This is a genomic window from Streptomyces spectabilis, from assembly GCF_008704795.1.
Taxonomy (GTDB): Bacteria; Actinomycetota; Actinomycetes; order Streptomycetales; family Streptomycetaceae; genus Streptomyces; species Streptomyces spectabilis.
This window is the reverse complement of sequence record NZ_CP023690.1, coordinates 5,311,857-5,324,003: the sequence shown is the minus strand read 5'-3', so window position 1 is coordinate 5,324,003 and position 12,147 is coordinate 5,311,857. Positions and strand designations below refer to the sequence as shown.

Sequence of the window (12,147 nt, the reverse complement as noted above, 5' to 3'; positions counted from 1 at the left end):
GGGAGCCTGACCTGATCAAAACAGTGCGCCGCAAACAGAATTGGCGCGCAGGTGCGTATCTTCAAAAGATCGCGCCCGCCGATTGACCCCGAAAGCGGTAATGCCCCAAAACCATTGACGCCGCCGCCGAGACCGCCCTCCCCGCTGTCACCTCCATTGATCACCGTTCTCCCGCTCACCAATTTCCCCACTTGTCACACAAACAGAAACTGCGCGCACGCATACGGCGAACAGATTTATGTAACGCGGGAGCGGGAGGCGGTGGGGACGGGTTGAGAACCGGTCGGAGGCGGGTCGCAGGCCGATCGGGAGCCGCTTGGGGGGCCGGTCGGGAGCCGGACAGGAGCCGCTTGGGGGCCGGGCAGGAGCCGGTCGGGAGCCGCTGGAGGCACTGGGGGCGGCAGTTCATGCCAGGAGGCCCCGCTGGGGTGTCCAGGAGGCCTCTGGGGTGTCTGGGGGTGGCGTCGCCGACGGTGCTGCGCGGGGGCCGGGTCGCTAGGGCGTCGTGGGCCAGGTCATGCGGATCAGGCCACCGGCCTCGTCCGCCGTGACCTCCACGTCGTCGACGAGGCCGCTGATCACCGCGAGCCCCATCTCGTCCTCGCCCTCGGCCTCCGGATCCTCCGCGCCGGGCCGGCCGCCCGGCGCGGCCGCGGGCACGACGCGCGGCGCCTCGTCACCGACCTCGATGGAGAACTGCTTCTCCTCCTCGACCAGCGCGACGCGCACGGGCGCGGTGATCCCGGCAGCCTGGTGCAGCCCCACGGCGCGGGTGCAGGCCTCGCCGACCGCGAGCCTGACCTCATCGAGGACGGCCTCGTCCACTCCGGCCCGTCGCGCCACCGCGGCCGCCACCAGTCGGGCGGTCCTGACGTGCTCGGGCAGCGCGCTGAAGCGGAGTTCAACGGTGGCCATGCATCCCCCTCGGACATACACGCGTGCTGTCGAAGGGCCGGGCCGACGGCCCGGCCCTCCGCCGTACTGCCACTCCGGGACGGAGCCCGGAACCCCGGACCTGCCGGGGCGTCCGGCTCAGTCGGTGGCCGCGACCGCTTCGTCGACCGAGGTGTGGATCGGGAACACCTTGGTCAGGCCGGTGATGCGGAAGATCTTGAGAATGCGCTCCTGGTTGCACACCAGGCGGAGCGAGCCCTCGTGGGCACGCACCCGCTTCAGGCCGCCGACCAGCACGCCGAGTCCGGTGGAGTCGAGGAAGTCCACTCGCTCCATGTCGACGACCAGATGGAAACTGCCGTCGTTCACCAACTCGACCAACTGCTCGCGCAGCTTGGGCGCGGTATAAACATCGATTTCGCCACCGACCTCGACGACCGTACGATCGCCGACGGTACGGGTCGACAGAGACAGGTCCACGGATCCTCCAGCACCTTGCTATCGAGCGGTCGCCCCTCGGGACACCTCGGCCCACGCCCCCGGGACGGATCGCCAGCCGCGATGGCATTCAATCACTTACGGGCAGGCGCGCACGACGCCTTCGGACCATTGTCCATCCCGCCAGTGACACACTCGATGCCGATGGCCAACTTTTCCCCTTCCGGAAGACCCTCGGCGGACCCCCCGGCCCACGTCTCCCCGCAGTCGGTCCTGGACCGACTGACCACGGGGCCGAGCCGGGCTGCGCGCGTCACTCATACGGAGCACCTGCCCCCGAGGGCGGCCCGGTATGCCGTCTGGCCCGATCGCATCCGCTCCGAGGTCGTCGCCGCCGTCCGGAAGGCCGGAATCGAGCATCCCTGGGCCCACCAGGCACGGGCCGCCGAACACGCCCTCGACGGCGAATCCGTCGTCGTCGCCACCGGCACCGCCTCCGGCAAGTCATTGGCATATCTCACACCGGTGCTCTCCGCCCTCCTGGACGGCTCCGAGGCCGCGAACGGGCGCGGCACCACCGCCCTGTACCTGGCCCCCACCAAGGCCCTCGCGGCCGACCAGCGCCGTGCCGTGCGCGCCCTGGCCGCACCGCTCGGCACCGCCGTCAGGGCCGCCGTGTACGACGGCGACACCCCCGTCGAGGAACGCGAGTGGGTGCGCCAGTACGCCAACTACGTCCTGACCAACCCCGACATGCTGCACCGCGGCATCCTCCCGTCCCACCCCCGCTGGTCCTCCTTCCTGCGGTCCCTGCGCTACGTCGTCATCGACGAGTGCCACACCTACCGCGGCGTCTTCGGCTCGCACGTCGCCCAAGTCCTGCGCCGTCTGCGCCGCTTGTGCGCCCGCTACGGCTCCGCGCCCGTCTTCCTCCTCGCCTCCGCCACGGCCGCGGAACCCGCCGTGGCCGCGCGGCGCCTGACCGGCCTGCCCGTCACCGAGGTCGCCGACGACGGCTCGCCCCGCGGCGAGGTCGTCTTCGCCCTCTGGGAGCCGCCGCTCACCGAACTCCACGGCGAGAAGGGCGCCCCGGTGCGCCGCACCGCCACCGCCGAGACGGCCGACCTGCTCACCGACCTGACCGTCCAGGGCGTCCGCTCCGTCGCCTTCGTCCGCTCCCGGCGCGGCGCCGAGCTGATCTCCGTGATCGCCCAGGAACGCCTCAGCGAGGTCGACCGCTCCCTGGCCCGCCGTGTCGCCGCCTACCGGGGCGGCTATCTCCCCGAGGAGCGCCGCGCCCTGGAACAGGCCCTGCACTCCGGCGAACTCCTCGGCCTCGCCGCCACCACCGCCCTCGAACTCGGCGTGGACGTGTCCGGCCTGGACGCCGTCCTCATCGCGGGCTATCCCGGGACCCGGGCCTCGCTGTGGCAGCAGGCGGGCCGCGCCGGACGCTCCGGGCAGGGCTCCCTGGCGGTGCTCGTGGCCCGTGACGATCCTCTGGACACGTATCTCGTCCACCATCCCGACGCGTTGTTCCACCAGCCCGTCGAGTCGACCGTCCTCGACCCCGACAATCCGTACGTCCTCGCGCCCCACCTCTGTGCCGCCGCGGCGGAACTTCCCCTCACCGAGGAGGACTTCCCGCTCTTCGGACCGGCCGCCGAGGAGCTGCTGCCGCAGCTGGAGGCCGCGAAGCTGCTGCGCCGCCGCACGAAGGCCTGGCACTGGACCCGCCGCGAGCGCGCCGCCGACCTCACGGACATCCGCGGCGGGGGCGGCCGCCCCGTCCAGGTCGTCGAGGAGGGCACGGGGCGGCTGCTCGGCACCGTCGACGCCTCCGCCGCGCACACGACCGTCCACGAGGGCGCGGTCCACCTCCACCAGGGCCGTACGTATCTCGTGCGCCACCTGGACCTGGAGGACTCCGTCGCACTCGTCGAGGAAGCCGTCCCGCCCTACTCGACGACCGCCCGCGACACCACCGCCATCTCCGTCCTCGACACCGACACCGAGATCCCCTGGGGCCCCGGCCGCCTCTGCTACGGATCCGTCGAAGTCACCAACCAGGTCGTCTCCTTCCTGCGCCGCAAGCTCATCACGGGCGAGGTGCTCGGCGAGACCAAGCTGGACCTGCCGCCGCGCACCCTGCGCACCCGCGCCGTGTGGTGGACGGTCACCGAGGACCAGCTCGACGCGGCCCGCATCAACCCGGAGATCCTCGGCGGCGCCCTGCACGCCGCCGAGCACGCCTCCATCGGCATGCTGCCGCTGTTCGCCACCTGCGACCGCTGGGACATCGGCGGCGTCTCCGTGCCGCTGCACCCGGACACGCTCCTCCCGACGGTCTTCGTCTACGACGGCCATCCCGGTGGCGCCGGGTTCGCCGAGCGCGCCTTCCACACCGCCCGCGCCTGGCTCACCGCCACCCGCGAGGCCATCGCCTCCTGCGAGTGCGAGGCCGGGTGCCCGTCGTGCATCCAGTCCCCCAAGTGCGGCAACGGCAACGACCCCCTGCACAAGCGCGGCGCGGTCCGCCTGCTCACCACCCTCCTGAAGGACGCGCCCGCGGCCACGGACTGAGCGGTGCGCGGATGCGTCGACCGGGCCGTGGCCAGGCCCGCCGACTGGGCCGTGGGCTGGGCCGTGGGCTGGGCCGTGGCCGGGGACGTCGTTTGGGCCGTAGCCGGGTGCGTCAGCTGGTCCGCGGCCGGGTGCGCCCGCTGGTCCATGGCCGGGTGTGCCAGCTGAGCCCTGCGCAGGCGCGTCGACCAAGCCGTCGCCGGGTGCTCTGAACGCCACGGGCCCCGGGGCCGTCGGGGGCCCCGCCCGTGACCTGACCTCCGTCGTGAACGGCCCGAGCTCCGCCGCCGCCGTCACGTCCGACACCTGGCCCCGGACCTCGCACCGCACGATCCGCGTGCCCTGGGCCCGCGCCACTCGGCCGGCCCGCTCGCAGGCGCCGCCGGGCCCGGCCATCCAGTGGTCCGCCGCCGCGAGCGCGGCCAGGTCGGCGGCACCGCCCGCCCGGTGCCGGGCGACCATCACCTGCCCCATCGCCAGGACGGCACCGGTGACCACGCACAGCACGGCCAGCACGACCACCACCCACACCGTGGCGGCGCCCCGGTCCGTCCGCACGCCCCCTCGGCCCGCCGGGGCAACGCTCCCGTCCGCCCGCCGTCCGACCCGACTCACGTGCCCACCCCCACCGTGCCCGCGCCCACCGTGTCCTCCGCCAGCGCCACCGCCTCCGCGCGCAGCCGCACGCCGAGCCCCAAGGGCCGCGGTCCCGGTGACGGCGCCACCACCTCGACCCGCACCAGGTCTCCGTCCCTGCGCACGGCGACCCGCGCCCCGCGCGGCGCCGCCTGCCGGGCCGCCGCCACGGCCGTGCCCTGCGGGTCCTGGCGCGCCATCGCACGGGCCCCGGCCCGGGCCGCGTCCACGCACTGGATCTGCGCGGACGCGGTCATGAGGACCCATAGGAGCCCCATCGTGAACAGCACCAGGGTCGGCAGGACCACGGCCGCCTCAGCCGTCACGAACCCGTCGTCGTGCCGCCTCCCGGGCCCGCCACCGACCGGGCCCGTGGTGCCTTCTCCGTCCGTCCCGGCCTCAGAACTGCACATGGAGCGCCCTCTCCACCACCGCTTGCAGCCCCGCGCGGACGGGCCCGCTCGTCACCACCTTGTAGAGCAGCCCGGCGAAACCCACGGCTGCGATCAGCCCCATCGCGTACTCGGACGTCGCCATCCCGGCGTCCCGTGTGCCGGTGCGCATCCGCGTCCAGCGCCGTGACCCCCAGGCCCGCGCCGAGCCCGGCCCGCGCCCCGGCTCCTGCCCGCAGCCACGGACGCTTCCCTGGCCTCGCTCCTGTCCCTGTTCCTGCGCCTGTTCCTGCGCCTGTCCCCACATGACAACCCCCATGAAATGCCGACTCGTCTGAGATGCCGACTCGTTGAGATGAGATTCGAAATTCCTGCTCTTTGCTCACAGCCGCTTCCTGCCGGTGCGGCCGACACCACCGCCTCAGCGGGCGCTCAGCAGCGCTCCCCCGAGGCCCATGACCACCGGCACCACCCCGAGCGCGATGAACGCGGGCAGGAAGCACAGCCCCACCGGTGCCGTCATCGAGACCGCGGCCCGGCGCGCCCGGGCGGTCGCCTCGCGCGCTCTCTCGGCCCGGCAGTCCGCCGCGAGGCGGGCCACCGGACCGGCCGCGGGCGCCCCGGACTCACCCGCCCGCTCCAGGAGGCGGGCCAGCGCCCCGGCGCCCGGTACGGCGCTCAACTGGCGCCAGGCGTCCGCGGGCGCGCCGCCGAGCCGCACCTGTGCCGCGCCCCACGCGAGCCGCTCGCCGACCGGCCCCCGCAGCGACTCCCCGACGGCCTGGGCCGCCACGACCGGCCCGGCCCCGGCGGCCACGCACGCCGCCACCAGGTCCGCCGCCAAGGGCAGTTGACGCGCCGCCTCAGCCGTGTCGAACTCCGCCTCAGGGGCACCACCCCGCCCTATCCGCAGCACGGCACAGCCGAGGCCCGCGCCCACCAGGAGTCCCGTCACCCCGCCGACCAGCGCCCAGCCGGCGGCAACCGCCCCGGCCGCGGCGAGCCGCACGCGGACCGCGTCCCGCCGCCCGGACAGCCCGCCACGCCACCGCCCGCGCCACTGCGGCTGCCACGGCCAGCACCGGACCGGCCGTCCGCGCTCGCCCAGGGCCGCCACCACGCGTCTGCCCAGGGCCCGTTCGCGTCGGGCCATCGTCGCCACGAGGGTCAGCCACAACACCGCCACCGCCGACCACAGCGCCACCCCCAGCCTGTGGAAAACCTCGGCCCCGTTCATCACCCCTCCGCCTTTCGCATGATCCGCAGCGCCCACCAGGCGCCCGCGCCCTCCAGAAGTCCGCCCACGAGGAGGCACCCGAACCCCGCCCCCGTGTGCAGCAGCACCCGCAGCGGCCGAGCGCCGAGCGCGCCGCCCATCAGCAGACCGAGCGCGGGAAGCCCGGCGAGCAGCACTGCCGTCGATCGGGCACCCGCCAACTGGGCGCGGAGATCGGACCGTTGATCCCGCTCGGCCCGCAGGGCGCCCTCCAGACGCTCAAGTCCCGTCGCGAGCCCCGCGCCCCGGTCGACGGCGACCCGCCAGCAGGCCGCGAGCCCCAGGAGCCCCTCCGCGCCGGGCTTCCGCGCGGCCTCCCGCAGCGCCCCCGGCACATCCCCGCCGAACCTCGCGGCCGCGAGCACCCCGGCCCACTCCCCGCCGAGCCCTCGACCTACGGCCCGACCAGTGCCTGTGGGCTCCGCAGCCCCCGCACGCGCCCGGCCCGCCGCAGCGCCTTCCACGGCCTCCGTGGCCGTCCGCAGCGCCTCTCCCGGCTGCCGTCCCGCGCGCACCTCACCCGCGAGCGCCCCGCACAAGGCGATCACCGCGTCCGTCCGCCGCTCCCGCTCCCGGCGGGCCTCCCGGGCTCTGCGCAACCGCCGGGCCAGGGGCACACCGACCACCCCCGCGACGAGCGGCACCACTGATTCGCCCAGGACCGCGACGGCCAAACCGCCCACCAGGACCCACACTTCAGGCCCCACCCGGTCCGCGAGGCGCCCGCGCGCCCCGGCAGCGGCCCGGCGCCAAGCGGGCGCGGGACCCACCTCCCCGGGCACCGCGAGCGCCAGCCGGGCCCGCCTCAGCTCCCGGGCCCGGGCACGCCCGCCCAGGAGCCACACCGACCCGCCCGCGCACAGTGCCGCGCCCCATGCCATCGCCGTGCTCACGCGGTCTCACCCCGGCTTCCGAGCAGCGCGCCCAGCCGCCGCCAGCCGCGCTCCTGGACGAAGCCGCGCTCGCCCCACCGCAGCGCGGGCACCGTCGCCACCAGGCCCGCGGCGTCCCGCTCCAGGACGTGCACCTCGGCGATGCGCCGCCGCCCGGCCCGGTCCCGCGCGAGATGGATGACCACCGAGAGCGCGGCCGCCACCTGGCTGTGCAGGGCCGCGCGGTCAAGCCCGGCTGCCGTGCCCAAGGCCTCCAGACGGGCCGGGACGTCCGCCGCGGCGTTCGCGTGCAGAGTGCCGCAGCCGCCCTCGTGGCCCGTGTTGAGCGCGGCCAGCAGATGCACCACCTCCGCGCCGCGCACCTCGCCCACGACGAGCCGGTCGGGACGCATCCGCAGGGCCTGGCGCACCAGGTCGTCGAGACCGACGAAGCCCGCGCCCTCCTGATTCGCCTGCCGGGTCTCCAGGCGCACCACGTGCGGGTGCTCGGGGCGCAGCTCCGCGGAGTCCTCGGCGAGCACGATCCGCTCCCCCGGGCCGACCAGACCGAGGAGGCTGCTCAGGAGCGTCGTCTTGCCGCTGCCCGTGCCGCCGCTGATCACGTACGACAGACGGGCGTCGAGCAGGGCGCGCAGGAAGCGCTCGCCGCCGGGCGGCACCGTGCCCGCCGCGGTCAGCTCCGCGAGGGTGAAGGCCCGCGGCCGCACGACCCGCAGCGACAGGCACGCCGAGCCGACGGCGACCGGGGGCAGCACGGCATGCAGCCGGGTGCCGTCCGGAAGGCGGGCGTCCACCCAGGGCCGCGCGTCGTCCAGGCGCCGGCCCGCGACCGCCGCGAGGCGCTGGGCGAGCCGTCGCACGGCCGCCGCGTCCCGGAACGCCACGTCCGTGAGCTCCAGGCCGCCGCCCCTGTCCACCCACACCCGGTCCGGCGCGGACACCAGCACATCAGTCACGGAGGGGTCCGCGAGCAGGGGCTCCAGCGGGCCCGCGCCCACGAGCTCGGAGCGCAGCTGCTCGGCCGCCCCCAGGACTTCGGCATCTCCGAGGACGCCTGCCTGGGCCCGCAGCGCTTCGGCTACCCGGGCCGGGGTCGGCTCCGTGCCGTTCGCAGCGAGCCATTGGCGTACGCCGTCCAGCATGCGCGCGCCCACCACCGCGTTCATACGCGCCCTCCGGTGGCGTCCACCGGGAGCTGCTGCCAGAAGGCGGCGCAGAACCGGGCGAGCGGTCCGCGTGTCAGTCCGCCGGGTGGCCGCCCGGCGTCCAGGCCTTTCGTGAGGCCGTGCTCCCAGGGCAGCTCGCCGACGAGCGGCAGCTGGAGGAGGCGCGCGATCTCGCCCGCATCGAGCCCCTCACCGCCGTCGAGCGCGCCGCGCCCGGACCGGCCGGTGGCGGCGACCACCCTCAGATCCCGCAGCACCATGCCCACGGCCGACGCGACGCGGCACGCCCCTGCCACCGCGCGCAGCTCGCGCGGCACCACCAGGAGGCCCAGGTCGAGCTGGGCCAGCGCCTCCCCCACCGTCTCGTCCACGCGGCGCGGCAGATCCACGACCACCACGCCGCCGCGCCTGCGGGCCGCGGCGAGGACGGCCCGCATCGCCTGCGGAGCCACGGCCACGGTGTCGCCGCGATCCCAGCTGAGCACCCGCAGGTCGTGCAGCTCGGGCAGCGACTCCTCCAGGGCGCCGCCGCCGACCCGGCCGCGCGACTGGGCGAAGGCGGGCCAGCGCAGCCCGTCCGCGGTCTCCCCGCCGAGCAGGACGTCGAGCCCGCCGCCCAGCGGGTCGGCGTCGATGAGCATGGTGCGGCGCCGGGCGCGCGCCGCCGTGACGGCGAGGGCGCAGGCCAGGGTGGAAGCTCCGGCTCCGCCCCGGCCGCCGATGACGCCGATGGTGAGCGCGGGCCGCCCCACGCCCTCGGCCACGTCCGCGATGCGGTCCACCAGCCACTGCTCGCCGTCCGGCAGGACGAGGACCTGCTCCGCGCCGATCTCCACCGCTCGCCGCCAAACGTCGGAATCGTCCTGATCCCGCCCAACCAGTACTACTCCGCGCCGCCGCGCGGCTCGGCGGACCCGGTCCACCGCGTCGTCCCCGACCAGGACGAGCGGGGCCGATGTCCAGGTGTCCCTGCCACCCCCGCGCTCCGGCACCCCGTGGTGCACCTCGGGTCGCGCGCCCGCCGCGGCGCACAGCCGCAGCAGGTCATCCAGCAGGTCCGCGTCCTCGGTGACGATCAGTGGTGCGCCGGGCCGCCCGTCGGACGGCGGCGACGCGTCGCCCGTAATGACTTCGGCCACGATCTCCAGCCCCCTCTCGCTGCAAGTCCTCGAATGCGCGCCTGTGTGCATCCGGGTCCGAGCTCGCGAAGACCGGCCGCTGGAATCCGGCCATGAACTTCACGAGCGGAATCAGCGTGCTGCGCTCCCGGAAATCGTGTGGATCTTGGTCAATAACTGTGGAGAAGACGGCGGCTGTGAATATCTCCGTCACCCATACCGGTGAGGCCCCGAACGACTTCCGCAGCGCAGCGCCACGACTACGCACAGTGATGAATCTTGGGCAGGGCTCAGCGGCGCCTCAGCGGCCCATGAGGGCGCACGGCGATCATCAGAGATCAGAAAACGAGGGAGAAAACCCACCCGGACATGCGACGACCCCCGCCGGGGGGGAGAGCGGGGGTCGTCCCCTCGGTCCGACTCGGGGGGGGAGGAGCCAGACCGGGTTAGCACGGTCGCGAACGATCCGTGACTTCCATGGTGTACCCGAGAGCCTTCTCAGGCAAACCCACGCGCCTCAGCTTACGCCGAATGGTGGGCGCCTATGCTCAGGCTCGTGGAAAACCACTCCTTGCCTCGCACGGCCGCCTTCTTTGACCTGGACAAGACGGTCATTGCGAAGTCGAGCACCCTCACCTTCAGCAAGTCGTTCTACCAAGGCGGCCTGATCAACCGCAGAGCGGTACTGCGCACCGCATATGCCCAGTTCGTGTTCCTGGCAGGCGGCGCCGACCACGACCAGATGGAGCGCATGCGCGAGTACCTGTCCGCGCTCTGCCGCGGGTGGAACGTGCAGCAGGTCAAGGAGATCGTCGCCGAGACCCTGCACGACCTGATCGACCCGATCATCTACGACGAGGCCGCCTCGCTCATCGAGCAGCACCACACCGCCGGACGGGACGTCGTCATCGTCTCCACCTCGGGCGCCGAAGTGGTCGAGCCGATCGGCGAACTGCTCGGCGCGGACCGGGTCGTGGCCACCCGGATGGTCGTCGGGCCCGACGGCTGCTTCACGGGCGAGGTGGAGTACTACGCGTACGGGCCGACGAAGGCGGAGGCGGTCAAGGAGCTCGCGGAGTCGGAGGGGTACGACCTGGAGCGGTGCTACGCCTACAGCGACTCGTTCACCGACATGCCGATGCTCGAGTCCGTGGGCCACGCCCACGCCGTCAACCCCGACCGGGCGCTGCGCCGGGAGGCACTCGCGCGCGAGTGGCCGATCCTCGATTTCCACCGCCCGGTGCGGCTCAAGCAGCGCCTGCCCGCGCCGCCGCGCCCCGCGCTCGTCGCCGCGGCGGCCGTGGGGGCCGCCGCGGCCACCGCGGGCCTGGTCTGGTTCGCCACCCGTCGCCGCGCCGCGGCGGCGAGCTGACCCGCTCCGCGCCACCGGGCGGCACGAGGGACCCCTCGAGGGACGCGACAGGCACGCGCGCGTAGGGATGCGACCGGGCTTCGAGGGGCACCCGGAAAGCAGCGCCCGATTCGCCCTTGTTTGAACCTAAAAGTAAAGAAGTGCGGTCAGGGCTTCCGCTTCCCGGAGGACCGTAGTACAAAGGATTCAACGGCCCGCGAGACCAAGGACATCCGAGAGGATTACCTTCAACCGCAGAATTGGCCCCACGGACCGAAGCATGGACACCGAGCACCCACGCGACGTCGACCCGTCGATTACGGGCCAGCCGCACCAGGTGACGGGCAAGGTTCCCGACCTGATGGGCACATGATTCGAGGACGCTTGGTACCCCGGTGAACATGCCAGCGGCGGTACGAATCCTCGTACCGCCGCAACCCTGTTCAGGGCCGGTCGGCAACCCTCTTCGGGGCCGATCGCACACCCCGGGGCTTCAGGGCCGATCGCACACCCCAGGACCTCGCCCTAGGCGGCGCCCCGCTGCAGCGCCTCGCACACCGCCGTCGACTCCCTGACGCCCAGCTCAACGGCCTTGCCGCAGTGGGCGATCCAGGCAGCGAGCCCCTCCGCCGTGCCGGACGCGTAGCCCGCGAGCGCCGCCGCGTAGGCGTCGCGCCCCAGCTCCGCGTGGCCCGCCTCGGCCGGGCACACCGACTTCGGGTCGAGCCCACTGCCCACCAACACGATGCGCTCGGCCGCGCGCGCGACCAGGCCGTTGTGCGAACCGAAGGGCCGCAGCACCGCGAGCTCGCCGTGCACCACGGACGCCAGCACCAGGGCGGGTGCGGAGCTGCCCGCGACGACGATGCGCGAGAGCCCCTCCAGGCGCCCCGCCACCTCGTCGGCGTCCGGCAGCGCCAGCGCGGACGAGGGCCCGTCCAGGGGTTCGTCGACCGGCTCGCCCGCGAGCCGTGGGCGGCCCGCCGCCTCGTCCGAGTCGGCCGCCGCGACCAGGTGCAGCCGCGCGAGGACCCGCAGCGGCGACTGCCGCCAGATGGACAGCAGCTGCCCCGCCTCGGCCGTGAGCCGCAGCGCGGCGCCCACGACGCGCGCCTCGGCGTCACCACTGAAGTCGCTGCGCCTGCGCACCTCTTCGAGCGCCCACTCGGCACCGGACAGCACGGCGGAGCCACGGGCGCCGCGCAGCGCGGCCTCCGAGGTGATCTCGTTGCTGCGGCGGCGCATGATCCGGTGTCCGTAGACGCGGTCCACTGCCTTGCGCACGGAGTCCACGGCTTCCGGGACGCCGGGCAGGGCGCCCAGGGGAGCCAGCGGATCAGGTGTCGTACTCATGAGTACGACCCTACGCACTCGGGGCCGCCGCCCCACGAAGGAGTGGT

The 12,147-nt window shown here is 74.2% G+C and carries 11 protein-coding genes and 1 pseudogene; 2 read left to right on the top strand and 10 right to left on the bottom strand.

Annotated features, from left to right (window positions below; all coding sequences use genetic code 11):
• Positions 1-495 precede the first annotated feature (495 nt).
• Both CP982_RS23315 and bldG read right to left on the bottom strand, forming a co-directional pair.
• Positions 496-915: an ATP-binding protein gene (locus CP982_RS23315; RefSeq protein ID WP_150512304.1), complete on the bottom strand. Its 420-nt coding sequence runs from the start codon at positions 913-915 to the stop codon at positions 496-498.
• A 117-nt stretch (positions 916-1,032) separates the two neighbouring features.
• Entirely contained in the window at positions 1,033-1,374 is a 342-nt protein-coding gene (bldG, locus tag CP982_RS23310; RefSeq protein ID WP_030677886.1) for an anti-sigma factor antagonist BldG, read from the bottom strand.
• A gap of 81 nt (positions 1,375-1,455) precedes the next feature.
• Between bldG and CP982_RS23305 the strand changes: the two genes are divergently transcribed.
• Positions 1,456-3,915 (top strand): DEAD/DEAH box helicase, encoded by a 2,460-nt coding sequence (locus CP982_RS23305; RefSeq protein ID WP_150512303.1) that lies wholly within the window; start codon positions 1,456-1,458, stop codon positions 3,913-3,915.
• A 297-nt stretch (positions 3,916-4,212) separates the two neighbouring features.
• Here CP982_RS23305 and CP982_RS43240 read toward each other — a convergent pair.
• The 7 genes and pseudogenes from CP982_RS43240 to ssd all read right to left on the bottom strand — a co-directional run.
• Positions 4,213-4,413 (bottom strand): annotated as a pseudogene (locus CP982_RS43240) (Rv3654c family TadE-like protein); the annotation flags it as partial.
• Between the two features lie 113 nt (positions 4,414-4,526).
• Positions 4,527-4,964: a TadE family type IV pilus minor pilin gene (locus CP982_RS42590; RefSeq protein ID WP_150512302.1), complete on the bottom strand. Its 438-nt coding sequence runs from the start codon at positions 4,962-4,964 to the stop codon at positions 4,527-4,529.
• Positions 4,951-5,115: a DUF4244 domain-containing protein gene (locus CP982_RS23290; protein WP_078868871.1), complete on the bottom strand. Its 165-nt coding sequence runs from the start codon at positions 5,113-5,115 to the stop codon at positions 4,951-4,953. The genes CP982_RS42590 and CP982_RS23290 overlap by 14 nt, the downstream gene beginning before the upstream one ends.
• Before the next feature lie 249 nt (positions 5,116-5,364).
• Positions 5,365-6,180 (bottom strand): type II secretion system F family protein, encoded by an 816-nt coding sequence (locus CP982_RS23285; protein ID WP_150512301.1) that lies wholly within the window; start codon positions 6,178-6,180, stop codon positions 5,365-5,367.
• Positions 6,180-7,100, bottom strand: coding sequence for a type II secretion system F family protein (locus tag CP982_RS23280; protein ID WP_150515658.1), 921 nt, complete (start codon positions 7,098-7,100; stop codon positions 6,180-6,182). The genes CP982_RS23285 and CP982_RS23280 overlap by 1 nt, the downstream gene beginning before the upstream one ends.
• Before the next feature lie 8 nt (positions 7,101-7,108).
• Positions 7,109-8,278 (bottom strand): TadA family conjugal transfer-associated ATPase, encoded by a 1,170-nt coding sequence (locus tag CP982_RS23275; RefSeq protein ID WP_150512300.1) that lies wholly within the window; start codon positions 8,276-8,278, stop codon positions 7,109-7,111.
• Entirely contained in the window at positions 8,275-9,417 is a 1,143-nt protein-coding gene (gene ssd, locus CP982_RS23270) for a septum site-determining protein Ssd (protein WP_150512299.1), read from the bottom strand. The genes CP982_RS23275 and ssd overlap by 4 nt, the downstream gene beginning before the upstream one ends.
• Positions 9,418-9,940: 523 nt before the next feature.
• On the opposite strand from ssd, the gene CP982_RS23265 reads away from it, so the two are divergent.
• Positions 9,941-10,768 carry an HAD family hydrolase gene (locus CP982_RS23265; protein WP_150512298.1) on the top strand — a complete coding sequence of 276 codons (828 nt, stop codon included), beginning with the start codon at positions 9,941-9,943 and terminating at the stop codon, positions 10,766-10,768.
• Between the two features lie 504 nt (positions 10,769-11,272).
• Here CP982_RS23265 and CP982_RS23260 read toward each other — a convergent pair.
• Positions 11,273-12,100 carry a Fic family protein gene (locus CP982_RS23260; RefSeq protein ID WP_150512297.1) on the bottom strand — a complete coding sequence of 276 codons (828 nt, stop codon included), beginning with the start codon at positions 12,098-12,100 and terminating at the stop codon, positions 11,273-11,275.
• Between the last annotated feature and the right edge of the window lie 47 nt (positions 12,101-12,147).

Bases quoted from the DNA above. Each gene is read 5' to 3' on its own strand.
- CP982_RS23275 (WP_150512300.1), bottom strand. From the start codon at position 8,278: ATGAACGCGGTGGTGGGCGCGCGCATGCTGGACGGCGTACGCCAATGG.
- CP982_RS23290 (WP_078868871.1), bottom strand. From the start codon at position 5,115: ATGCGCACCGGCACACGGGACGCCGGGATGGCGACGTCCGAGTACGCG.
- CP982_RS42590 (WP_150512302.1), bottom strand. From the start codon at position 4,964: ATGTGCAGTTCTGAGGCCGGGACGGACGGAGAAGGCACCACGGGCCCG.
- CP982_RS23260 (WP_150512297.1), bottom strand. From the start codon at position 12,100: ATGAGTACGACACCTGATCCGCTGGCTCCCCTGGGCGCCCTGCCCGGC.
- CP982_RS23315 (WP_150512304.1), bottom strand. From the start codon at position 915: ATGGCCACCGTTGAACTCCGCTTCAGCGCGCTGCCCGAGCACGTCAGG.
- CP982_RS23280 (WP_150515658.1), bottom strand. From the start codon at position 7,100: ATGGCATGGGGCGCGGCACTGTGCGCGGGCGGGTCGGTGTGGCTCCTG.
- CP982_RS23265 (WP_150512298.1), top strand. From the start codon at position 9,941: ATGCTCAGGCTCGTGGAAAACCACTCCTTGCCTCGCACGGCCGCCTTC.
- CP982_RS23285 (WP_150512301.1), bottom strand. From the start codon at position 6,180: ATGAACGGGGCCGAGGTTTTCCACAGGCTGGGGGTGGCGCTGTGGTCG.
- CP982_RS23305 (WP_150512303.1), top strand. From the start codon at position 1,456: ATGGCATTCAATCACTTACGGGCAGGCGCGCACGACGCCTTCGGACCA.